The organism is Arthrobacter sp. Ms25 (assembly GCF_059090365.1).
On record NZ_JBNHFP010000003.1, the window covers coordinates 544191 to 566250 of the forward strand.

Genomic DNA, 22060 nt, shown 5'->3' on the forward strand with positions numbered 1-22060 from the left:
GATTTCGGATCACCTTGGGGCCTCCGCTCGGGCCGGTGGTGAAGTGCCGTCGGTCAACCGACTCGGCGGATTCGCTGTCGCGAGGAGAAGCAAGATGATCACGAATCAGCAGGTCGAAGGACTCATGAGCGGTTCGGGCAACGTGGTGGGTCCGAACGGTGACCGCATCGGCGCCGTCGGTACCTTCTACCTGGATGACCAGACCGACGAACCGGCATGGGTCACCGTGAACACAGGCCTCTTCGGCACGTCGGAGACGTTCATTCCCCTCAGTGAAGCAAGTGTTGAGGGCGTCGACGTCATGGTGCCCTATTCCAAGGAAGAGGTCCGGAACGCGCCGCACATTGAAAGCGACGGTTCGATCAGCCCCGAAGAGGAGGTCACCCTCTACCAGTACTACGGCTTCAGCTACGACGACGGTTCTTCGGAGTCCGACACCATCTCGGGAACACGCGATAGCAGCATGGGCGGCGGCATGAGCAGCGGTACGGTATCGGAGAGCTCCACCTCCGGTACCTCCACTAGCAGCGGCACGTCCGGCATGTCCTCCGGCTCGGGCTCCGGGTCGGGTTCCGACGACGCGATGACCCGCTCGGAGGAACGCCTCAATGTGGGCACGGAGAACCGTGCGGTGGGCAAGGCCCGGCTGCGCAAGTACATCGTGACGGAAACGGTCACCAAGCAGGTTCCGGTCAGCCACGAGGAAGTGCGGATCGAGCGTGAGCCCATCACCGACGCCAATGCGGGGGATGCCCTGTCGGGTGCCGAACTCACCGAGGACGAGCATGAGGTGACGCTCCATGCCGAGGAAGCTGTGGTGTCCAAGCACACCGAGCCGGTGGAACGCGTCCGCCTCGACACCGAGACGGTGACCGACACCGAGAGCGTCTCCGAAGAGGTCCGCAAGGAACAGATCGACACGGACGTCAACGACTCCTCCGGCCGTTCCTCCCGCGGAGACTCCTCCGGCGGGTCGGGGTCTTCGGGGTCGGGTTCCGGTTCCGGTTCGGGCGGCAGCCGGTAGGTCCCCAGCTCCAGGACTTCAACGCACGACGGCGGATCCCGGGTTTCCGAGGTCCGCCGTTTTTGTTGTGCGCGGTAGGGGATGCGTTGGTAGCTCCGCTGGGCGCGGCTACTGATCAGGCGATGGTTTTGCGCGGGCGGCTCAGCACAGCATCCCGCGGGGTGGCGCTGCTGGTGCCTCCTGGAAGCCCATCTGCCACAACGGCACCAGGGTGTGGGACCCTCTGTCCGACGGCGGCCCCGACCGAAACCCGACGGCGGACTTCCCCTCCGGTCCCGACTCCGGAGCCCGGCTCCGCCGCGGCACCCAAAACCCAGCCGGTCCGAAGGGGATGCTAGGTTGGGGCAACTGTCCACGAAGTCCCGGGGGAACCATGAGAAAAACCGCAGCCATTCCGGCCCTGGCCCTGCTGTTCATTACCGGCTGCAGCTCAGAAGCTCCGGAGCAAGCAGCGGAGTCCGCCCCCGCCTCCGCCCCGGCAGCCGCCGGCCCCACCGCCGAAACGGTGGCACTGGACTCGGAGGAGGGGACGTGCCTGCAGCTCCTCGGCTCCGACGGCGACGGCCCGCTCTACCAGGCGATCTACTTCGTGAAAGACCACGGTGCAACGTATGGCTTCGAAGACAGCGTCGAGGGTGCCAGTGCGCTCCATGCGGAAATCGGCGGCATAGCCGACGTTGCACCGGACGGCGTGGACACCCTGCTCCGGGAGCTGTCCACCGCGATGGAGCACGTCGTACCCCAGGCCGTGGGCCCCGGTGCCGCCTCAACCTTCGATATCTATGCGTGGAGGGATGCGGTCGCCCAACTCCTGACCCGGTGTGCCCCCTATGCGGACACCAATGCAGAAACATCCCGCGCCCAGACGCCCGCCCTCGATCTCGGCACGTCCTACCCGGGCTACCCGTTGGTCGTGAACGCCGCATCCGTGGACTACCGTGTTGCCGCCTGGTTCGAGGGACGGCTCAATGACGGACTCTTGGTTGCAGTGGCACCGGGGCTGTACACGCCTTACAACCCCGATGTCCCTGACCTGTCGACCTACTACGTTCCGGACGGCATGGCCGGGGACCGGGCCACGAAGGCCGCCATTTTTCCGGGCACCGGCGGGTCCGCTGCCTGGTCCGGAGTGCGGCCCGGAACCGAGGAACCGCAGTAAGCCGGGCGGGTCAGCGCCCGGCAATGCAGCTACGCCACCAGCCGGGCCGTCCGTTCCAGCACTTCCCGGCACGCGAGGATGGCCGGACGCTGGCTCCCGGCTTCCCGCACCGAGGTAAAGATGGTCCGCCGCGGCTTGCCCGGCAAATCCAGCAGCCGGACCGTGGGTGTCCGGCCGGTCCACACCAGTTCGGGCATCAGGCCGACGGCGTTGCCGGACTCGATCAGCCGGATCTGCGCCTGCAGGTCAGCCGTTTCGTACCGGACATCCGGCTCGAACCCGGCCTGCCGGCATGCCTGCTCCGCCCAGTGCCGCGAGGCCGCGCCGCGGGGTTCCATCACCCAGGCCAGCGTTGCGGTGTCCGCTATGGAGCGGATGCCCTCGCCGCCCAGTGAATCGACCGGAACCGCCAGATGGATGGCATCCGTGGTCAGCTGCACCCGGTCCAGCCCGGGATGCCGGGGTGCGGCATGCCCGGGATACTGTTCGGCGATCACCAGATCGAAATCCCGGGCCCAGGTTTCGTACAGTGCGGTCTCCGGTTCCCGCTGCGTCATTTCGATCCGCACCTCGGGATAATCCCGCCCCAGAATGGTCAGGGCATCCGGCATCAGGGCCAGCGCCGCGGACTGGAAGACGGCCAGCCGGACGGTTCCCGTCACGGTGGTCAGCGACTCGGCCAGATCCGCTTCCGCCCGCTCCATCGCGTCCAGGATCCCGGCTGCATGGTCCACCAGGATTTCGGCCTGCGGGGTGAGCGTGACCCGGCGTCCGGTCTTGCGCAGCAGCTCCACCCCCACCTCGCTCTCCAGCAGTGCCAGCTGCTGCGACACCGAGGACGGACTGAAGTTCAGGGCAACGGCCACGGACGCCAGCGTGCCGCGGACCTTGAGTTCGCGCAGCAGCCGCAGCCGGCGGATATCGAGCATGCGGAACATCCTTCGAATCGATAAGGAAAACCAACCAGTACCAGTCGGAAAAGATCGCTTTATCTAATTGAACTACAGGCGGATACTGAGTCAGTACCTCCGGGGGATAACCACCTCTTAGATGAAAAGAGCACCAACTCATGACCGACACCTTTGAGGACCGCGTCATCGCCGACGCCGTCCCCGGCGCCGAACTCGCAGAGCAGTCCGTCGCCCTCGTCCGCCGCTGGCTGACCGAAGCCGCGGCAGTGCCCGTGGACGCCTCCGCCGCGCAGCTGGCCGGGGTCCTGAAGGACCCGGAGGGCCTCGGCTTCACCGTGGGCTTCGTCGACGGCGTCGTACGCCCCGAAGATATCCGCGTCGCCGCACGCAACCTGGCTGCCCTGGCCCCCCGCGTGCCCGCATTCCTGCCCTGGTACATGCGCACTGCCGTCCGCGCCGGCGGCGTCCTGGGCCCGGTGATGCCGCAGGTGGTCATCCCCGCCGCGCGCAAGGTGCTGCGCGAAATGGTGGGGCACCTGATTGTCGACGCCACGGACGCGAAGCTGGGCAAGGCCATCGCCGGCATCCGCAAGGACAACATCCGCTTGAACATGAACCTCCTCGGCGAGGCCGTCCTCGGCCAGCACGAGGCAGCCCGCCGGTTGGAAGGCACCCACGCCCTGCTGGCCCGCGACGACGTCGACTACGTCTCCATCAAGGTCTCCGCCACCGTGGCCCCGCACTCCCCGTGGGCGTTCGACGAGGCCGTACAGCACGTCATCGAATCCCTGACCCCGCTCTTCCGCCGCGCCGCGCAGTCCCCGGTGAAGAAATTCATCAACCTGGACATGGAGGAGTACAAGGACCTGGAGATGACCATGGCGGTCTTCACCGGGATCCTCTCCAACCCCGAATTCAAGGACCTGGAAGCCGGCATCGTGCTCCAGGCCTACCTCCCGGACGCCCTCTCGGCCATGATGCGCCTGCAGGACTTCGCCGCCAAGCGCCGCGCCGACGGCGGTGCCGCCATCAAGGTCCGCGTGGTCAAGGGCGCCAACCTGCCCATGGAACAGGTCGAAGCCTCCCTCCATGGCTGGCCGCTGGCCACCTGGCACTCCAAGGCGGACAGCGACACCAACTACAAGCGCGTCATCAACTACGCCCTGCACCCGGACCGGATTTCCAATGTGCGGATCGGCGTGGCCGGGCACAACCTGTTCGACGTCGCCTTCGCCTGGCTGCTGGCCGGGGAACGCGGCGTCCGGGACGGCATCGAATTCGAAATGCTGCTGGGCATGGCCGCCGGCCAGGCCGAGGTGGTGCGCCGCGACGTCGGCAGCCTGCTGCTCTACACCCCGGTGGTGCACCCGGCGGAGTTCGACGTCGCCATCGCCTACCTGATCCGCCGCCTCGAAGAGGGCGCCAGTTCCGAGAACTTCATGTCCGCCGTGTTTGAACTGGCCGAGAACGAGGCCCTGTTCGAACGCGAGAAGCTGCGCTTCCTGGCCTCGCTGGAAAACCTGGACACCGCCGTCCCTGCCCCGCACCGCGTGCAGGACCGCAACCTTCCCGCGGCGGCCGCCGCCACGGACAGCTTCGACAACACCCCGGACAGCGACCCGTCGCTGCCCGCCAACCAGGCCTGGGGCCGCGGCATCCTGTCCCGCGTTCCCGGTTCCGACCGAGGCAAGGCCGCCGTGGCCGCCGCCGCCGTCAGCACCGAGGCGGAGCTCGACGCCGTGATCACCACCGCCGTCACCAAGGGCAAGGCCTGGGGTGCGCTCAGCGGTGCCGAACGTGCAGAGGTCCTGCACCGCGCCGGTGAAGTCCTCGAAGCCCGCCGCGCGGACCTGATGGAGGTCATGGCGGCCGAAACCGGCAAGACCCTGGACCAGTCGGACCCCGAGGTCTCCGAAGCCATCGACTTCGCGCACTACTACGCCGAGCTCGCCCGTGAACTCGACAGCGTGGAGGGTGCCCGCTTCGTACCGTCCCGCCTGACCGTGGTCACCCCGCCGTGGAACTTCCCGGTAGCCATCCCGGCCGGCTCGACCCTGGCCGCCCTGGCCGCCGGGTCCGCCGTCGTCATCAAGCCGGCCCGCCAGTCCGCCCGCTGCGGAGCCGTCATGGTCGAAGCGCTCTGGGAAGCCGGCGTTCCGCGCGATGTGCTGCAGATGGTACAGCTGGGTGAAAAGGAGCTGGGCCGCCAGCTGATTTCCCACCCGGCCGTGGACCGCGTCATCCTTACCGGCGGCTACGAGACCGCCGAGCTGTTCCGCTCCTTCCGCCCCGACCTGCCGCTGCTGGCCGAAACCTCGGGCAAGAACACCGTGATCGTCACTCCAAGCGCCGACTTCGACCTCGCGGCCCGCGACGTCGCCGCCTCGGCCTTCGGCCACGCCGGGCAGAAGTGCTCCGCCGCATCGCTGGTGATCCTGGTCGGTTCCGTGGCGAAGTCGCCGCGGTTCCGCAACCAGCTGGTGGATGCCGTCCAGTCATTGAAGGTCGGCTACCCGGAGGATCCCACCACGCAGATGGGCCCGGTCATCGAGCCCGCCGAGGGCAAGCTCCTTCGCGGCCTCACCGAGCTGGGCGAGGGTGAAACCTGGCTGCTGCAGCCCGAACAGCTCGATGACAGCGGCCGGCTGTGGAGCCCGGGCATCCGCACCGGTGTCCGCCGCGGCTCGGAGTACCACCTCACCGAGTACTTCGGCCCGATCCTCGGCGTCATGACCGCGGAAACCCTGGAAGAGGCCATCGATATGGCCAACGACATCGACTACGGTCTGACCGCCGGCCTGCACTCCCTCGAGCCTGCGGAAATGGACGTCTGGCTGAACCGCATCGCCGCGGGCAACCTGTACGTGAACCGCGGTATCACCGGCGCCATTGTCCGCCGCCAGCCGTTCGGCGGCTGGAAGAAGTCCGCCGTGGGTGCGGGCACCAAGGCCGGCGGCCCGAACTACCTGATCGGCCTGGGCAACTGGGAAGCCGTGAACGGCACCTCCGACGCGTCCGTTGAGCTGCCTGCGGCGGCTCCGGCTGCCCGCCTCGTCGCGGCGGCCGAATCCGCAGGCTCGGCCTTCACCGCCGACGACGCCGCGTTCCTCCGCCGCGCCGCGAACAGCGACGCGCGGGCCTGGAACAGCGAGTTCGGCACCGCCAAGGACGTCTCGGCCCTCACCGCCGAGCGGAACGTCTTCCGGTACGTGCCCGTTCCGGTGACCGTCCGGCTCGCCGAAGGCCAGCCCGCAGCCCGGCTCGTCCGGGTCCTGGCCGCAGCACTGACCGCCGGATCGGCCGTCACCGTGTCCAGCGCCGTCGACCTCCCCGCCGGCCTGCGCGCCGTGCTGACCGAACTCGGCCTGGAGTTCCGGGTCCAGGACGACGCTGCGTGGCTGGCTTCCGCTGCGGCGCTGACGTCCGGACGGGTCCGCCTGATCGGCGGCTCCGTCTCCGCCCTGGCCGAAGCGACCGGGGGCACCCCGGACATCGCCGTCTACGCCCAGCCCGTCACCGAGAGCGGCCGCCTGGAACTGCTGCCGTTCCTGCACGAGCAGGCCGTCAGCATCACCGCGCACCGCTTCGGCACGCCGAACTTCCTCTCGGACGCGCTGATCTAGGCGTTCACAGGAGGTTCCGAATCCGACGCCGAGCGGGAGGCACGCAGCACGAAGCGCTGCAGCTTCCCGCTCGGCGTTTTGGGCAGCTCGTCCACAAAGTACACGGCGCGCGGGTAGGCGTGGGCGGCGTACTGGGTTTTCACCAGCTGCTGCAGTTCCGCCGCCAGTTCGGGCGAACCGGAGCCGGCCCGCAGCACCACGTACGCCTCGAGCCGTTCCCCGCGCAGCTCATCGGGCACGCCGATCACGGCGCTCTCCGCCACGTCCGGGTGCGTGGCCAGCACGGATTCCACCTCGAACGGGCCAATCCGGTAGCCGGCCATGATGATGACGTCGTCATCCCGGGAGGAGAAGTAGGTGTACCCGTCGGCATCGCGTGAGCCGGTGTCCCCGGTGTAATACCAGCGGCCGTCACTGCTGTAGCGTTCGGCGGTCTTCTCCGGATTGTCCGTGTACCCGCTGAACCACATCAGCGGGCTGGCCGGCACATCGATGGCCACCCGGCCCTTTTCACCCGGCGCGGCAGCGATGTCTTCTTCCAGGGACAGCACTTCGGTGCGGTAGCCGGGCAGGGCGTGGCCCATGGAACCGGGCCGGATCTCCCGGGACACCGAGTCCTCCCAGCCGTTGACAATGCACATGCCCATTTCCGTCTGCCCGTAGTGGTCCCGCACGGGGACCCCCAGGCAGCGGGTGGCCCAGTTGATGGTTTCCGCGTCGAGGGGCTCGCCCGCACTCGAGGCGCGCTGCAGCGCCAGGGGGCCGACGCCGTCGGGCGCCTCGGCCCGGAGCGAGCGGAAGATGGTGGGCGCGGCGGCGAAGTTCGTGACGCCGAACCGCTCCAGCACCTGCCAGCACAGCTTCGCGCTGAAGCTGCCGCGCAGCAGCAGGTTGCGGCGGCCTGCGGCCAGCGGAGCGAGGATCCCGTAGTACAGGCCGTAGGCCCATCCCGGATCTGCCGCGTTCCAGAACACGTCCTCGTCCTGCACGTCCAGCCCGTAGCGGAAGTAGGCATCGAACGCCTCGAGCGCCCGGACCGGCACGGGAACGCCCTTGGGTGCACCTGTGGTGCCGGAGGTGAAGATTTCCACGAGCAGGTCCTCGGGGTCCAGCACCGCCGCCGGCATTCCCGGCTGCTCGGCAGCCAGCAGTCCGGCCCAGTCCTGAACCGCCGGATCGGTTGCCGGTCCGGCGGACAGGACCGTGAGGCCCAGCTCCGGAACCAGGGGTGCCACCTTGTCCAGCTGCGTCGGGTCGGCCACCATCACGCGGGCACCGCTGGCGGCCAGCCGCACCGAAATGGCAGGCGTGGCGAAGGCGGTGAAGAGCGGCACATGGACTGCTCCGAGCCGCCACAGGCCCAGCAGCACCGTCACGAGGTCACCGCTCTTGCCCATCAGGGTTGCCACCCGGTCCCCGCTGCGCACCCCCAGCCGGGCCAGCGCCGCCGCAGCCCGCTCGGAACCCTCCTGCAGCTGCCCGTAGGTCAGATCCGTCGACGATAGATCCTGCTCAATGACGGTGAAGGCAACCGCGTCGGCGGGATGCCGGTCGCAGAGCAGTACTGCGGGTGCCACGGGTTCCTGGACAGTGAGGGCATTGAACATCTTGTGCGGCTCCGTTCATCAGGTGTGCCGCAGGTCACTCCGCGGCCGTAGTCTCCATGCTAGGCGTCCTCCCGCACGGGGGAGACATTGTGTCCTCGGGAGCGCCGCATGATGATGGGGACCGGACGGGAGGCGGGACCATGGAGGAACTGCTGGCAGGCAGGAACGCCGTGATTTACGGCGGAGGCGGCGGCATCGGCGGGGCAGTGGCGCAGGCCTTCGCCCGGGAAGGGGCGCGGGTTTTCCTGGCCGGGCGGACGCCGGAACCGCTCGAAGCGGTGGCGGAGCGGATCCGGCACGCCGGGGGAACGGCGGAGACTGCGCTGCTGGACGCCACCAACGAGCGGGCGGTAAACGCCCACGCCGACGACGTGGTGGCAGCGGCCGGAAGCCTGGACATTTCCCTGAACGTCATCCAGCACGGTGATGTGCAGGGGACACCCATGGCCGAAATGTCCGTCGCCGATTATCTGCGGCCGGTCGCCACCGCCGTGGAAACCTTTTTCCTCACCTCACAGGCCGCCGCCCGGCACATGATGCGCCAGCGGTCCGGGGTGATCCTGGTGTTCGGCGGGTCGGGCGATCCGGTGCCGGGCCTCTACCTCGGCGGGCTGCAGACTGCCTTTGAGGCGATGGAGTCCATGCGCCGCCAGCTGTCCAGCGAACTGGGAGGCTACGGGATCCGGGTGCTCACCCTGCGCAGCGGCGGCATCCCCGAAACGCTGCCGGAAAACATGGAAGGCGCCGGCGAAATCGCCGACGCCATGGTTCGTTCCACCATGCTGGGCCGCGCCGCCACGCTGGAGGATGTCGGCAATGCAGCGGCCTTTGCTGCTTCGGACCGGGCCGCCAGCATGACCGCGGCAACGCTGAACATCAGCGCCGGTGCCTTGATCGACCGCTGAACAGGTGCCGCGGCAGGGGAGTGGCTACAGTTTCCAGAGGCTGAAGTCATCCATGCTGGCCGCGGTCCGCTGGCCGGTGGATTCGTCACGGATCCAGACGGTGGACAGGCCCGGAGCAGTGTCCTGGACCTCGCCGTGGAAATAGGTGGTGCCGCCGCTGCGTGCTTCAACGATGTCTCCGCGGCGGAGGGATCGGATGCTGCGCACGCGCTTGGCACGTGCCGTCATGGGTGGGCAAGGGGCGTCTGCTACCGGCAAAGGCATCTCCTTTTTAGTTGATGTTTACAGTAACCACCGCTTAGCCCCTAAATATTCCCGTTCGCGCATGGACTCCTGACCGGCCGGCACCTCGGCGGGTACGATTCCGCCATGGATATCGTCGATTTCCTGGTGACGCGCTTCCAGGAGGACATCTCCGAGGCCCGCAAACTACTCGCATCCTCCGACGTCTCCCTCTCTGACCGCTGGTACGAGGAGCGGCTGCTGAAGGAATGCGAAACGAAGCTCGTGCTCATCGAGATCATCGGGGGCGCCCGCCGCCAGGCACTTTCGCGCATGGTGGTGGACCCGGAGGACGATCCCCGGTTCCGCGAGGAACTGGAATGGACGCGGCTGGCGCTCTCCGCCCTCGCCGCCGTGCACGAGGACCACCCGGATTTCCAGGACAACTGGCGGCTGACACAGGAACGGCCTTAGCGGAACCCGCAGGCGGCCCCGGGGCTGGAGATGCGCGCTGCGGGCCGGGGGCCATAGATTGGGATTATGAGGAAAAAGCCCAAAGCCCCGCCTGCACAGGATCTTCTCCACCAGCTTGCCGAATTCCACAGGGTAGCCACCACCTTCACCGGGTGGGACGGATCCGAGCAACCGGTTTCAGACTCCACTCTGCGCAGCGTCCTTTCCGCGATGGGCATGGCCACCGATTCGGAGCAGGACCTGGCACGGTCGCTGGCCGAGTCAAAGACAGCCGCCTGGAAGCGGCCGCTGCCGCCCACCGTCGTCGTGCGCCAAGGCACACCGGGCAGCGTGCCCGTCCACCTGCCGCCCGGCAAAGCCGCGCAGCTGACCCTGCGCCTGGAGGACGGCTCCGAGCAGGAACTTGACTGGCCGTCCACCCCGGCGGAAGAACGTGACGTTGACGGCGCCGCCGTGGCACGCACCCTGGTCGCCCTGCCCAAGGCCCTGGAACTGGGCTGGCACCGGCTGGAACTGGCAAGCGAGGGGATCTCCGGCAGTGCCGTGCTGGTGGTCACCCCGGACCGGCTGGACACGGCGGACGCACTGGAAGCCGAACGCGCCTGGGGCGTGCAGGCCCAGCTCTACTCCGTCCGCTCCTCCCGGTCCTGGGGAATCGGAGACCTTACCGACCTGGCGGACCTTGCCGCGCTCGCGGGCACGGACTACGACGCCGGGTTCGTCCTGATCAACCCGCTCCACGCTGCCGAACCCGTTCCCCCCATCGAGCCCTCCCCGTACCTGCCCACCACCCGGCGGTTCTTCAACCCGCTGTACATCCGGGTGGAGGCAGTGCCCGAATACGCCTACCTCGGCGACGACCAGCGGCGGGCTGCCGAAGAATCCGCCCGTTCCCTGTACCCGGCCAACACCTCCGCAGCGGAACTGGACCGTGACGCCAGCTACGCGGCGAAGCTGCACGCGCTGGAGGACGTGTACCGGGTGGAGCGCAGCACGAGCCGGCAGAAACAGTTCGATGCCTTCAAGGCAGACGCCGGGCAGGGCCTGGAAAGCTTCGCCCGCTGGTGTGCCCTGGCCGAGGAACTGGCCCCGGGCGCCCCGGAATGGGCAGAGGCCACCGGTCCGGACAGCGACTACGTCCTGGGGCAGCTGCCCCGGCTGCAGGAACGGATCGACTTCTTCAAATGGCTGCAGTGGATCTGCGATGAGCAGCTCGAAGCCGTCCAGCGGGCCGCGAAGAAGGCCGGCATGGAAATCGGCGTGATCCATGACCTCGCGGTCGGCGTGCATCCCAGCGGTGCCGATGCCTGGATGCTCCGCGACGTGCTGACCTCCGGCATTTCGGTGGGCGCCCCGCCGGACATGTTCAACCAGCGCGGCCAGGACTGGAGCCAGCCTCCGTGGCACCCGGGACGCCTGGCGGAGTCCGGCTACGCCGCCTACCGGGACATGATCCGCACCATCCTCCGGCACGCCGGAGGCATCCGGGTGGACCACATCCTGGGCCTGTTTAGGCTCTGGTGGATTCCGCAGGACGCCGAGTCGCCGGGCGAAGGCGCCTATGTCTACTACGACCACGAGGCGATGATCGGCATCCTGGCGCTGGAAGCGCAGCGGGCCGGCGCCGTCGTCATCGGCGAGGACCTGGGCGTGTTCGAGCCGTGGGTCCAGGAGTACCTCGGGGAGCGCGGGATACTGGGTACCTCCATCCTGTGGTTCGAGCAGACGGAGGACGGACCCCGTGCCCCGGAGGAATACCGGGTGGGGGCCCTGACCAGCGTCAACACCCACGACCTCCCGCCGACCGCCGGCTATCTGGCCGGTGAACACGTGAACCTGCGCGAATCCCTGGGCCTGCTCAACCGTCCGGTCGAGGAAGAGCGCAAGGCGGACAGCGAGGCGCAGGAGGCCGTCCTGGACGTGCTCCGCCGGCGCGGGCTGCTGCCCGCGTCTGCCTCCGACCAGGTGGCCGGGCAGATGCACGGCGAGGAGGTGCAGCTGACCGTGGAGGTGCTGCACGAATTCATCCTGCAGACCCCCTCGGCTCTTCTGGGGGTGGCGCTGGCGGACCTGGTGGGCGAGAAAAAGACCCAAAACCAGCCGGGAACGGCGGATGAATACCCGAACTGGCGGATTCCCCTCTGCGGTCCCGACGGTGAAGCGGTGCTGATGGATGATCTGGAGCAGAACGAGAGGTTCCGGTCCCTGGCTGCCCTGATGCAGAAGGGAATCCAGGGATAGACCCCGCCCTCGTACCGGGTGGGGAACTCAGGAAACGGTGCGGTGGTCTGCTGTGCGGACCACCGCACCGTTTTTTTGGCGTGCCCCGGTGGGGCGCGCCTGCTGCAGACGAAAACGACACTGTTGACATTTTCAACGATCCGGGGTGACATGGACCCCAGCCTCCGTTCTGGCGGGCGCAGGGATCCGATTTACCGTCCGGCAGGGCGCCACTCTTACCACCACAATGAAGAGGTAGGTCATGAGGAACACGATCAGCAGGAAACTGTCCACCGCTGCCGCAGGCGGAGTGCTGCTTGCCCTGGCACTGACAGGCTGTTCCGGCTCCACTGCCGGCTCTGACGCCGAGTCCTCGCCGTCGGCGAGTGAAGGCGGCGGCACCGGTGAACTGGAGCAGGTAGTGGTGGGGGTGCTGTCCATCGCCCCGTCCTCGGCCATGCAGTACGGCATCGATGAAGGGATTTTCGAGAAGCACGGGCTGGAGATCGAGCTGCAGCCCGGCACCGGCGGGGCAGCCATGCTGCCGGCGGTCTCCACCGGTGACATCCAATTCGCCGTGGGCAACCCGCTGTCGGTCATGGTGGCCAAGGACAAGGGCCTGGATATGAAGATCGTGTCCGGGTACTCCAATTCCCTCGCCGAAGGCGATGACATCAACGGAGTGGTGGCCCGCGCGGACTCCGGGATCACCTCCTTCGCGGATCTGGAGGGGAAGACCACCACCGTCAACGCGGTCAATACCCAGGGTGATCTGACCATCATGGAAAGCGCCGCCCTGGCCGGCGCCGATCCGGAGGAGATCAAGTTCAACGAGCTGCCGTTCCCGGATATGGAAGCCGCGCTCGAGCGGGGTGATACGGACGCTGTCTGGCTGCCCGAGCCGTTCCTGAGCCGGGCCCTGTCGAATCCCGACTATGTCCTGGTGGGCTATCCGAACCAGGAAGCGATCCCCGGCATGCCGACAATGGTCACGTTCACGTCCGGCGGGTATGCGGAGGAAAACGCGGAAACCGTCACGGCCTTTAAGGAGGCCGTCACGGAAACGCTCACCCAGGCGCAGGCCAACGTCGATGACGTCCGGGCCACGCTTCCGGCGTTCATGGGGATGGACGCGGCAGTCGCCGAAAACCTGAAGATGGAGGAGTTCGACGGCGAACTTCGAAGCGACGAGCTGGATGATCTGGGCGCACTTATGCTGAAGTACGAGTTTGTGGCCAAGGAACCGGACGTCGATGCCATGACGGTGCAGTAGCGCCGTGGAAAACCAGGGGCTGGGATCATGGATACACCGCCGGCGCCTGAAATCCGCCGGACGGACGGCACTGGTCTTCCAGGGCCGGGACATCACCTACACCGAGCTGGATGAGCGCATCAACCGGTTGGCGCAGGCACTGCGTGCCGCCGGCGTGGACCGCGGCACCCGGGTGGCGTTCCTCGGGGACAACCATCCCGCCTTCCTGGAGACGTTTTTTGCCGCCGGAACACTGGGCGCGGTCTTCGTTCCGCTGAATACCCGGCTGGCGCCGCCGGAGATCCGGTTTGCCCTGCAGGACTCGGGCAGCCTGGTCCTGGTCTACACCGGTGCGCTGGCGCCGCTGGCGCACCTGGGGGCAGTCGACACCCCGGTGGAGGTGCGGCTGGAGGTGAACGACGGCGCCGCGCCGGACCGGGGCCCGGCCGCGGATGGACCGGACGGCGAATCCGTGCCGGACTTCGATGCCGTGATCGCCGGTGCTTCCCCGCAACGGCTGGACCTTCCGGTCAGCGCCGACGACGGAGCCATGATCCTCTACACCTCCGGCACCACCGGCCAGCCGAAGGGTGCCCTGCTGACGCACGGCAACCTGGCCTGGAACTGCTACAACGTGCTGGTGGACTACGACGTGTCCGGGACCGAGGTCGCCCTGATGATCTCCCCGATGTTCCACGTCGCTGCCCTGGACATGGGCGTGCTGCCCGTGCTCCTCAAGGGTGGAACGGTGGTGCTGGAAACCCGCTTCGAACCGGGCAGGACATTGGCGGCGATTGAACAGTACGCAGCCACCTATATCAGCGGCGTGCCCACCACCTACCAGATGCTGTGTGAACACCCGGACTGGAACAAGCGGGACATTAGCTCGCTGACCACCATTACCTGCGGCGGCTCCGCGGTGCCCCTGCGGGTCCTGGAAGCCTATGAAGCCCGCGGGCTGTCCTTCTCCAACGGCTACGGAATGACGGAAACCGCGCCGGGCGCCACCGCGCTTCCGGCGGCCCGCTCCCGGGAAAAAGCCGGCTCCGCCGGGCTGCCGCACTTCTTCACCGACGTCCGGATCACGGGCCCGGACGGCGGGGTGCTGTCGGCAGGGGAAGTGGGGGAGATCCAGATCTCCGGCCCCAACGTCATCCGCTCCTATTGGCAGCGGCCAGATGCCACCGCGGAGGCCTATGCGGAAGGCACCTGGTTCCGCTCCGGGGACATGGGCTATTTCGACGACGACGGGTACCTGTTCGTGTCCGACCGGCTGAAGGACATGATCATTTCCGGCGGGGAGAACATTTATCCGGCCGAGGTGGAACAGGCCATTGCCGAGCTGGAAGCCGTGGCTTCGGTTGCCGTGATCGGCGTGCCGGACAGCACATGGGGTGAAGTCCCCCACGCGGTCATCAGTCTGCGGGAGGGGTATGCGCTCACGGCTGAGGAAGTGCAGGAACACCTGTTTAGCCGTCTGGCCCGGTACAAGGTGCCGCGCACCGTAAGCATGGTGGAGGACTTCCCCCGGACGGCGAGTGGAAAGATCCGCAAGGCCGAACTGCGCCGCCGGTATCCGCAGGGCACATGAAGCAGGCGGGGAGCGCGATCCTCCCCGCCTGCCGTGATGCTCCTGCCGAGGCTACTGCTCCAGCTTCATGGCCTTGCGCAGCGTCAGCGAACCGCCGCTCTGCAGGACGGCCCGCCGGTAGATCCTCGCGGCGAAGTTCAGCAGGGCGTAGGCCGCGGCCAGGGCAACGGCCAGTGAGACGAAGGTCTGCCAGAGCGGCACCTCCGTGCTGAGCATCCGGATGGGCATTGCCACCGAGGAAATGACCGGGACAAAGGAGGCGGCAACCAGCAGCTGCCCCTTGGCGAACATGCCCGCGAACAGTGCGGCGAAGATGATCGCCATGACCGGGGCGGAGCTGCTGTTCAGGTCCTCCGAACGGCTGGCCATGGAGCCGAGCATCGCCCAGAAGGCGGCCAGGATCAGGAACCCGATCAGGAAGAAGACCAGGAACCAGCCGGAGACCGGAATGATGGATCCCACCATGTCTGCGGTGCCGGTGAGATTGAGGGCCAGCAGCGCCGCCCCGCCGTACAGCGCCAGCTGCACCATGGCCAGGACGGTGTTGCCGATGACCTTGCCGTAGAGGAGCTGGCGGATGGGGATGGCGGTGGCGAGGATCTCCACCACCCGGTTCTGCTTCTCCTCCAGCACCGAGGTGGCGATGGCCAGCCCGAAGATGATGGTGGCCATGTAGAAGAGGAAGCTGAACGCGAGGCCGACGAGCTCGGCGATTCCGGCCTGCTCGGCGTCGCCTTCGAGCAGCGCCTCTTCCAGCTCGCTCCCGGCGGTCAGCTCCGCTGCGGTGGTGCCGGCGGCAGCGGCGTTGGCGCTGATGACATAGCTGGTCAGGGCCTCGGAGACCGGTCCGCGCATCCCCGAATCGATCTCCTCCTTACCGGTCAGGGTCCACGTGCCGTCGTCGTCCTGGATCAGGGCTGCGTCGGCCTCTTCATCGCGGACCAGCTGCAGGGCGGCTTCGGGGGAGTCGGCCGTGACGGCTTCGAAGGAGGTGTTCCCGTCGCCCTCCTGGCCGGCGGTATCGGCAGCGGTGATGATGTCCGTGGCGGTGGTATCTGCCACGGCCACCGTGTGGTCCGAGCCGCGGGAGGACATGTAGGCGTTGAACAGGATGCTGCCCACAATGAGCAGCAGGGTTGCGGCCGTGGAGAGCAGGTAGGTGCGGTCACGCATTTTGACCATGACTTCCCGCAGCGTCACTATGGCCCACGCGGGCGTGGTGTCAGGGGTGTCCGGAGCCTGTCCGGGCTTAGCCTCAGGGGTGCGGGTTGCGGTGCTCATGCTGTCACCTCACGGTAGATGTCGCTCAGGGACGGGCGGACGGGGGCAAATTCCTGCACCGCGCCGCGGGAGAGGGCTGCGGCCAGGGTGCGCTGGGCGTGTGCGTCGTCGTCGAACTCCACCAGGGCGGAGGGACCGGCGACGTCGATGACGGTGAGTCCGGTTTCCTCGCGCAGCCAGCCGGCGTCCGGGGAGACCGTGATGCGGTGGCGGCGGGGTGCCGAGGCACGCAGCTCGTCACCGCTGCCGGCGGCCATCAGGCGACCGGCCTGCAGGACCACCAGGTTGTCGCAGAGCCGGTCCACCAGATCCAGCTGGTGGCTGGAGAACAGCACCGGCACGCCGGCCGCCGTCCGTTCGCGCAGCAGCTCCACCATGGAGTCCACGGCGATGGGGTCCAGGCCGGAGAACGGTTCGTCCAGGATCAGGACGGTGGGCCGGTGCAGCAGCGAGGCGGCAATCTGCACGCGCTGCTGGTTGCCCAGGGAGAGGGATTCGAGCTTGTCCTTGCTGCGGTCGGCCAGGCGAAACCGGTCCAGCAGCTCCAGGGCCTCGCGGCGGGCCGAAGACTGGCTCATCCGGTGCAGCTGGCCCAGGTAGACCAGCTGGTCGATGATCGGCTGCTTGGGGTAGAGACCGCGCTCTTCGGGCATGTACCCGAACTGTGCGCGCTGCGCGGCGGTGACGGGGGAACCGTCCAGCAGCACCTCGCCGGTGGTGGCTGTCAGGACGCCCATGATCATACGCATGGTGGTGGTCTTGCCGGCCCCGTTGGCGCCGACGAAGCCGGTCATGCGGCCGGACGGGATATCGAACGTAACGTCGTCGACGGCGGTCTTGTCCCCGAAGCGACGGGTGAGGTTGCGGACCTGCAGCATGGGCTGCTCCTTTCCCGGGAGGGGCCGGGCCTAGTGGTGAACTTCTGCTTCGAGCTTAGGCAGAAGTGCAGCACGGCGGATCGGCCGCGGGATGGAACCTGCGCGGGTCAGCGGGGGAGGGGTTTGTCCCCCGGAAGGATGAGGCCGGACTCGTAGGCGAACACCACGGCCTGCACCCGGTCCCGCACCTGGATCTTGCCCAGCAGGTTGGAGACATGGGTTTTCACGGTGGCTTCGGCCACGAACATGCTGGCAGCGGTTTCGGCGTTGCTGAGGCCAGCGGCAACATGCACCAGAACCTCGCGCTCGCGGGAGGTCAGCGATGCCAACAGTTTCTGCTGTTCGGCAGACCCCGACGGCGGGCGTGTGGCGGGGGCGGGCGCGACGGGGCCGGCGCCCGCCGCTTCGGCATGCAGCTGCCGGGCAAAGCGTTCGATGACCCGGACCGTCATTTCCGGTGCCAGCAGGGCGTGGCCGCCCGCGACGGCGTGGACGGCGGCCACCAGGTCATCCGGGTCGGAGTTCTTCAGGAGGAAGCCGCTGGCTCCGGCTCTGATGGCGTCAAAGAGGTAGTCGTCGCGTTCGAAGGTGGTGAGGATGATGACCTTCGCGGTGCCGGCCTGCACTACCTGCTCGGTGGCGCGGATGCCGTCCAGGACCGGCATCTGCACGTCCATGAGGATGATGTCCACGGGGTGTGCTGCGGCGAATTCCACCGCTTCGGCGCCGTTGGCGGCCTGGCCGACCACCTCGATTTCGTCCTCAACGGAGAGCATCATGGCAAAGCCCGCCCGCAGCAGGGCCTGGTCATCGGCCAGCAGGACCCGGATCGGTTCCATGGTGTGGGTATCTTCCTTTCGAAGGGGCAGGCCTCGGTCGGGCAAGCCTCGGTCGGGGCGGCCCGGCGCCGCCCGGGCAACACCGCGCCCGGCAACCACGGTACCGTTCAGCGCACGGGAAAGCGGACCCTGACGCGCCAGCCGCCGCCGGACCGCGGGCCGATTTCGGCGCTGCCGCCGTGCAGGTCCGCCCGCTCGCGGATGCCCCGGATGCCGAATCCGGAGCCGGCGGTGCTGCCCGTGCGCGGCCTGCCGTTGTCCACCGTTTCCACCTCGACCCAATGGCCGCCGGTCTCCGTAGTGCCCGTGCGCAGGGCGACGACGGCGGAGCCTGCGGTGGAGTGCCGGCGGACGTTGGCAAGGGACTCCTGGACCGTGCGGTAGATCGAGAGGGCCAGGGGAGCGGGGACCAGTTCCAGGGCACCGGGAACATCTTCGGACCGGTGGTAGGAGACCTGCAGGCCCATATGTTCGTGCTCTTCCACCAGCGCCGGGAGGTCCGCCAGGCCGGGTTCGGGCGTGCGCCGCGCACCGCCGTCGGACTCCGCCGCCGGCTCCTCACCCGCACGCAGCACGCCCAGCAGGGACCGCATCTGCTCCACCGCTTCGCGGGAGGAGGTTTCGATGGTCTGCAGGGCGTCCGCGGTGGCCTCGGGTTTCTTCTCCAGCACCCGCCGGGCCGCGCCGGCCTGGACGCCGATCACCGCGATGTGGTGCGCGACGACGTCGTGCAGTTCCCGGGCAATGCGCAGCCGCTCGTCCAGCACCGCCTGCCGGGCCAGTTCCGTTGCCTGGATTTCCAGCTGGGCGGACTGCTTGACGAGCAGTTCCCGCTGGTGCGCACTGCGCCAGGCGCTCATGCCGAACATGATGGCCCCGCCGAAGTAGGCCGCATTGATGGCCAGGTTATAGAGGGCCAGGGACGCCAGCGGCGGCAGGAAACCGCGGTAGGTGTCATCGCCCTCCAGAACCCGTTCCAGCATGCCGTCGTAGGCGGAGGAGACGGTGAAGGAAAGGATGACCCACAGGGCCATCACGGCGATGACCACGGTGGTGCCGAGCCAGAGCATCCTGCGGTCCTTGGCCCAGGCCACGGCGGTGTAGAGCGAGGCGAAATAGGCGGCCTGGAAGCTCGTCTGGGCGGAGACCATGGGCGCCAGCAGGCCCAGGCCCAGGAACGCGGCACTGCAGATCAGCATGACGGCCACGGGATAGCGGCGGCGTACCGCCAGGGGCGCGACGATGGCGGCCATGGCCAGGTGCTGGAACCAAATGGGCTGCGTTTCGCCGGCCAGGGCGCCGATTCCGCGGCTCACTTCCAGGATGAAGGCCGAGACCAGCAGCAGGACCAGGGTGCCGATGATGTCGTGTCGCTGCTGCTCAGGGGTGGGTCCCGGCCGTTCCCAGTCTTCACCGCTGCGCCAGGGGAGACGGCTGAGCCAGCCGGGCCGGGTCCGTGCCTGCTGTCCCGAGCGGGCACCGGTCCTGTCGAAGGCCATGGTCTCGATCATGGTGCCAAGTCTAGGAGCTGCACGCCCGCGGGGGCTCCGCCGCAGGGATGAGCGACCTCCGGCGGATGAGGGCTGTGCTCCGGCCCGCGGGCGGGCGGCAGCCGCCGTCGTCGCCGTCGGGGGGCCGCCGTCGTCGGGCCGGAACCGGTGCGGTCGGGGTCCAGACGGCTGTGCTGGAGCGAAAGGAGTGATTTACTGCGTAGGTAGCGGCAGTCCGAACGGCAGCCGGCCATCAGCGTAGATGACAGGACTTCGAAGCATGTTTGTACAGGAAGCACAGGCGATACTGCCTGAACTGGTGGCCCTGCGGCGGGAGCTGCACCGGGATCCGGAGACCGGGATCAACCTGCCCCGGACGCAGGAAAAGGTCCTCGCCGCCCTGGAGGGACTGGATCTGGACATCACCCTGGGGGTCAAGACCACTTCCGTGGTTGCCGTGCTCCGCGGCGCGGAGCCCGGACCAACCGTCCTGCTGCGCGGTGACATGGATGCGCTGCCGGTGAGCGAACTGACCGATCTGGACTATGCCTCCACCAACGGCGCCATGCACGCCTGCGGCCATGACCTGCACGTCGCCGGCCTGGTCGGCGCCGCCCGCCTGCTCGCCGCGCAGCAGCAGGACCTTTCCGGCAACGTGATCTTTATGTTCCAGCCCGGAGAAGAAGGGCATGACGGCGCGAGCCTGATGATTGATGAGGGAGTGCTCGACGCCGCGGGGGAACGTCCCATCGCCGCGTACGGCATCCACGTACGGCCGGGGCCGCTGGGCGTCTTCCGCACCAAGCCGGGCACGCTGATGGCCGGCGCAAACGAACTGCGGATCACCGTGAAGGGCTCCGGCGGGCACAGCTCGCAGCCGCAGACCGCCATTGACCCCGTTCCGGCCCTGACCGAAATTGCCACGGCGCTGCAGACCATGGCCACCCGTCGGTTCTCGGCCTTCGACCCGATTGTGCTGACCGTGACCCAGCTTTCCGCAGGGGAAGCGATCAACGTCATTCCCGATACCGCCAGCCTGGGTGCCTCGGTCCGCACGCTGTCCGAGGAATCCCTGGACCGCGTGATCGTCGAGTCCAAGGCGCTCGCCGAGGGCATTGCCGCCGCGCACGGCTGCACGGCCGAGGTGGACTTCACCATCCGCTACCCCGTCACCCGCAACGACGCCGACCGGACGCGGGAGGCCGTCGCCGGGCTGCGGGAGATCTTCGGGGAGGACCGGGTGCTGGAGTCCCGTGACCCGCTGATGGGGTCGGAGGACTTTTCGCTGGTGCTCAACGAGGTTCCCGGCACCTTCATCTTCCTCGGTGCGACGCCGCCGTCGCTCAATCCGGTGACGGCCGCTTGGAACCACTCCCCGCGGGTGGTTTTCGACGACTCGGTGCTGGGGGACCAGGCTGCGGCTTTGGCGCAGCTGGCCTACAACCGGCTGACCTAGGCCGGCTTCCCCCGACCCCTGCACCCCTGCGTCATTCGGGCAGGGGTGTAGCGTCGAGGCATGTCTGCACTGAAGAAGGTCCTCGCCCTTGCCGCCCGCCCCGCGCCGCCGACGTCGAAACCCCGGCGTGTGGGTGCGGTGGCCCTTGGCTCGTTCCTGGCCTTCGCCGGAACGTCCCACCTGACCTTCGCCCGGCAGGAATTCCAGGCGCAGGTGCCGGAGTGGGTGCCGCTGAACGAGGACGCGGTGGTGCTGCTTTCCGGCGTGGCCGAGATCAGCCTTGGTGCGGCGCTGATCCTGCTCCGCAAGCGGCGGGTGCCGGTGGGTCTTGCTGCTGCGGCGTTCTTCATTGCCATCTTCCCCGGCAACATCTCCCAGTACGTCACCCACACGGATGCCTTCGGCCTCGACTCGGACGGCAAACGGTTGGTGCGCCTGTTCTTCCAGCCGCCGCTGGTGCTCTGGGCGCTGTGGTCCACCGGCGCCTGGAAGGCCCTGCGGGCGGCGACTAAGAAGGGGTAACCCGGTCAGGCGCAGGGTCAGCGGTGGACGCCCTGGCCCGCAGTTTCTCCTCCCGGGCCTGTGCCTTCGCCTGCAGTCGCCGGGCCTCTTCCTTTGCCTTCCGGCGTTTTTCCCGTCTGCGTTCTCGCCGCGCCCGGCGTCGTTCGTCGTTCCGGGCCTCGACCTCAAACTGCTCCGCTTCCCAGTCGCGGTACCACCGGGGTAGCAAGACGGGGCGCAGGAACTTCGGCAGGAAGTAGATATGGATCATCATCACGGTCATACACAACACGGCGGGAGCCATCATGAGCTCACCAATCACCCTGGCGTCCACGCCGAGTGCCTCCAGTCCGATGACAATGTCCATGGCAGTCAGCGGTAAGCCTGCCCAGAACATTATGAAGCCGTACCGGGAATGCTTCGCCGTCGAGGGGAAACTGGACGGACCGGTCCAGAATGTCCAGCGGCCGGAATACGCCAGGATGCCCGCCGTGAGCAGGACCGGACCGATGCATATTGCGAGGGCAGCGAACGCAATGACGGCAAACTGGGGCGGAGAGTCCATGGCGATCACTCTAGGGGACGGGCGCGGTGTGGTGGTGACGGCGGCGGGTCGCCTGCGCGCTG

At 67.9% G+C, this 22060-nt stretch carries 18 protein-coding genes; 10 read left to right on the forward strand and 8 right to left on the reverse strand.

The genetic code is table 11. From position 1 onward, the window contains the following. The first annotated feature begins 94 nt into the window (after nt 1-94). Both AC5RT8_RS10795 and AC5RT8_RS10800 read left to right on the forward strand, forming a co-directional pair. The gene (locus AC5RT8_RS10795; RefSeq protein WP_494095701.1) at nt 95-1024 is read left to right on the forward strand and encodes a YsnF/AvaK domain-containing protein; all 930 of its coding nucleotides are present in this window, start codon (nt 95-97) and stop codon (nt 1022-1024) included. A gap of 373 nt (nt 1025-1397) precedes the next feature. Continuing rightward, the gene (locus AC5RT8_RS10800) at nt 1398-2183 is read left to right on the forward strand and encodes a hypothetical protein (protein ID WP_494095702.1); all 786 of its coding nucleotides are present in this window, start codon (nt 1398-1400) and stop codon (nt 2181-2183) included. Between the two features lie 29 nt (nt 2184-2212). On the opposite strand, the gene AC5RT8_RS10805 is transcribed toward AC5RT8_RS10800, so the two are convergent. Continuing rightward, nucleotides 2213-3112, reverse strand: coding sequence for a LysR substrate-binding domain-containing protein (locus AC5RT8_RS10805; protein WP_494095703.1), 900 nt, complete (start codon nt 3110-3112; stop codon nt 2213-2215). A gap of 140 nt (nt 3113-3252) precedes the next feature. Here AC5RT8_RS10805 and AC5RT8_RS10810 point away from each other — a divergent pair, with 140 nt between their 5' ends. Further along, nucleotides 3253-6717: a proline dehydrogenase family protein gene (locus AC5RT8_RS10810; protein WP_494095704.1), complete on the forward strand. Its 3465-nt coding sequence runs from the start codon at nt 3253-3255 to the stop codon at nt 6715-6717. On the opposite strand, the gene AC5RT8_RS10815 is transcribed toward AC5RT8_RS10810, so the two are convergent. After that, the gene (locus AC5RT8_RS10815) at nt 6714-8324 is read right to left on the reverse strand and encodes an AMP-binding protein (RefSeq protein WP_494095705.1); all 1611 of its coding nucleotides are present in this window, start codon (nt 8322-8324) and stop codon (nt 6714-6716) included. The two genes, AC5RT8_RS10810 and AC5RT8_RS10815, sit on opposite strands and share 4 nt — an antisense overlap. A 140-nt stretch (nt 8325-8464) precedes the next feature. On the opposite strand from AC5RT8_RS10815, the gene AC5RT8_RS10820 reads away from it, so the two are divergent. Then, on the forward strand, nt 8465-9229 hold the full coding sequence (locus AC5RT8_RS10820; RefSeq protein WP_494095706.1) for an SDR family NAD(P)-dependent oxidoreductase: 765 nt from the start codon (nt 8465-8467) through the stop codon (nt 9227-9229). Between the two features lie 24 nt (nt 9230-9253). On the opposite strand, the gene AC5RT8_RS10825 is transcribed toward AC5RT8_RS10820, so the two are convergent. Beyond that, nucleotides 9254-9457, reverse strand: coding sequence for a hypothetical protein (locus AC5RT8_RS10825; RefSeq protein WP_494095707.1), 204 nt, complete (start codon nt 9455-9457; stop codon nt 9254-9256). Nucleotides 9458-9598: 141 nt separating this feature from the next. Between AC5RT8_RS10825 and AC5RT8_RS10830 the strand changes: the two genes are divergently transcribed. The 4 genes from AC5RT8_RS10830 to AC5RT8_RS10845 all read left to right on the forward strand — a co-directional run bounded on the left by AC5RT8_RS10830 (nt 9599) and on the right by AC5RT8_RS10845 (nt 14988). Continuing rightward, entirely contained in the window at nt 9599-9925 is a 327-nt protein-coding gene (locus AC5RT8_RS10830) for a DUF6221 family protein (protein WP_494095708.1), read from the forward strand. A gap of 66 nt (nt 9926-9991) precedes the next feature. Continuing rightward, nucleotides 9992-12166 carry a 4-alpha-glucanotransferase gene (malQ, locus tag AC5RT8_RS10835; RefSeq protein WP_494095709.1) on the forward strand — a complete coding sequence of 725 codons (2175 nt, stop codon included), beginning with the start codon at nt 9992-9994 and terminating at the stop codon, nt 12164-12166. A 241-nt stretch (nt 12167-12407) separates the two neighbouring features. Beyond that, a complete protein-coding gene (locus tag AC5RT8_RS10840) occupies nt 12408-13418 on the forward strand; it encodes an ABC transporter substrate-binding protein (RefSeq protein WP_494095710.1) in 1011 nt (336 codons plus the stop codon). Nucleotides 13419-13422: 4 nt separating this feature from the next. Then, nucleotides 13423-14988 (forward strand): acyl-CoA synthetase, encoded by a 1566-nt coding sequence (locus tag AC5RT8_RS10845; protein ID WP_494095711.1) that lies wholly within the window; start codon nt 13423-13425, stop codon nt 14986-14988. Nucleotides 14989-15039: 51 nt separating this feature from the next. On the opposite strand, the gene AC5RT8_RS10850 is transcribed toward AC5RT8_RS10845, so the two are convergent. From AC5RT8_RS10850 to AC5RT8_RS10865, 4 genes are all read right to left on the reverse strand, one after another. Beyond that, nucleotides 15040-16269 carry an ABC transporter permease gene (locus tag AC5RT8_RS10850; protein ID WP_494095712.1) on the reverse strand — a complete coding sequence of 410 codons (1230 nt, stop codon included), beginning with the start codon at nt 16267-16269 and terminating at the stop codon, nt 15040-15042. After that, a complete protein-coding gene (locus AC5RT8_RS10855; protein ID WP_494095713.1) occupies nt 16266-17147 on the reverse strand; it encodes an ABC transporter ATP-binding protein in 882 nt (293 codons plus the stop codon). Before AC5RT8_RS10855 ends, AC5RT8_RS10850 begins: the two co-directional genes overlap by 4 nt. A gap of 107 nt (nt 17148-17254) precedes the next feature. Next, nucleotides 17255-17986: a response regulator gene (locus AC5RT8_RS10860; protein ID WP_494095714.1), complete on the reverse strand. Its 732-nt coding sequence runs from the start codon at nt 17984-17986 to the stop codon at nt 17255-17257. Between the two features lie 107 nt (nt 17987-18093). Beyond that, nucleotides 18094-19497: a sensor histidine kinase gene (locus AC5RT8_RS10865; RefSeq protein ID WP_494095715.1), complete on the reverse strand. Its 1404-nt coding sequence runs from the start codon at nt 19495-19497 to the stop codon at nt 18094-18096. A 259-nt stretch (nt 19498-19756) separates the two neighbouring features. Here AC5RT8_RS10865 and AC5RT8_RS10870 point away from each other — a divergent pair, with 259 nt between their 5' ends. Together AC5RT8_RS10870 and AC5RT8_RS10875 are read left to right on the forward strand one after the other, a co-directional pair. After that, a complete protein-coding gene (locus AC5RT8_RS10870; RefSeq protein WP_494095716.1) occupies nt 19757-20932 on the forward strand; it encodes a M20 metallopeptidase family protein in 1176 nt (391 codons plus the stop codon). A gap of 60 nt (nt 20933-20992) precedes the next feature. Then, nucleotides 20993-21454, forward strand: coding sequence for a DoxX family protein (locus tag AC5RT8_RS10875; RefSeq protein WP_494095717.1), 462 nt, complete (start codon nt 20993-20995; stop codon nt 21452-21454). Here AC5RT8_RS10875 and AC5RT8_RS10880 read toward each other — a convergent pair. Further along, nucleotides 21441-21998 (reverse strand): hypothetical protein, encoded by a 558-nt coding sequence (locus tag AC5RT8_RS10880; protein ID WP_494095718.1) that lies wholly within the window; start codon nt 21996-21998, stop codon nt 21441-21443. The genes AC5RT8_RS10875 and AC5RT8_RS10880 overlap by 14 nt on opposite strands. Nucleotides 21999-22060 lie beyond the last annotated feature (62 nt).

Coding starts and splice junctions, on each gene's coding strand:
- AC5RT8_RS10795 (WP_494095701.1), top strand. CDS start 95: ATGATCACGAATCAGCAGGTCGAAGGACTCATGAGCGGTTCGGGCAAC.
- AC5RT8_RS10800 (WP_494095702.1), top strand. CDS start 1,398: ATGAGAAAAACCGCAGCCATTCCGGCCCTGGCCCTGCTGTTCATTACC.
- AC5RT8_RS10805 (WP_494095703.1), bottom strand. CDS start 3,112: ATGCTCGATATCCGCCGGCTGCGGCTGCTGCGCGAACTCAAGGTCCGC.
- AC5RT8_RS10810 (WP_494095704.1), top strand. CDS start 3,253: ATGACCGACACCTTTGAGGACCGCGTCATCGCCGACGCCGTCCCCGGC.
- AC5RT8_RS10815 (WP_494095705.1), bottom strand. CDS start 8,324: ATGTTCAATGCCCTCACTGTCCAGGAACCCGTGGCACCCGCAGTACTG.
- AC5RT8_RS10820 (WP_494095706.1), top strand. CDS start 8,465: ATGGAGGAACTGCTGGCAGGCAGGAACGCCGTGATTTACGGCGGAGGC.
- AC5RT8_RS10825 (WP_494095707.1), bottom strand. CDS start 9,457: ATGACGGCACGTGCCAAGCGCGTGCGCAGCATCCGATCCCTCCGCCGC.
- AC5RT8_RS10830 (WP_494095708.1), top strand. CDS start 9,599: ATGGATATCGTCGATTTCCTGGTGACGCGCTTCCAGGAGGACATCTCC.
- malQ (WP_494095709.1), top strand. CDS start 9,992: ATGAGGAAAAAGCCCAAAGCCCCGCCTGCACAGGATCTTCTCCACCAG.
- AC5RT8_RS10840 (WP_494095710.1), top strand. CDS start 12,408: ATGAGGAACACGATCAGCAGGAAACTGTCCACCGCTGCCGCAGGCGGA.
- AC5RT8_RS10850 (WP_494095712.1), bottom strand. CDS start 16,269: ATGAGCACCGCAACCCGCACCCCTGAGGCTAAGCCCGGACAGGCTCCG.
- AC5RT8_RS10855 (WP_494095713.1), bottom strand. CDS start 17,147: ATGCTGCAGGTCCGCAACCTCACCCGTCGCTTCGGGGACAAGACCGCC.
- AC5RT8_RS10860 (WP_494095714.1), bottom strand. CDS start 17,986: ATGGAACCGATCCGGGTCCTGCTGGCCGATGACCAGGCCCTGCTGCGG.
- AC5RT8_RS10865 (WP_494095715.1), bottom strand. CDS start 19,497: ATGATCGAGACCATGGCCTTCGACAGGACCGGTGCCCGCTCGGGACAG.
- AC5RT8_RS10870 (WP_494095716.1), top strand. CDS start 19,757: ATGTTTGTACAGGAAGCACAGGCGATACTGCCTGAACTGGTGGCCCTG.
- AC5RT8_RS10875 (WP_494095717.1), top strand. CDS start 20,993: ATGTCTGCACTGAAGAAGGTCCTCGCCCTTGCCGCCCGCCCCGCGCCG.
- AC5RT8_RS10880 (WP_494095718.1), bottom strand. CDS start 21,998: ATGGACTCTCCGCCCCAGTTTGCCGTCATTGCGTTCGCTGCCCTCGCA.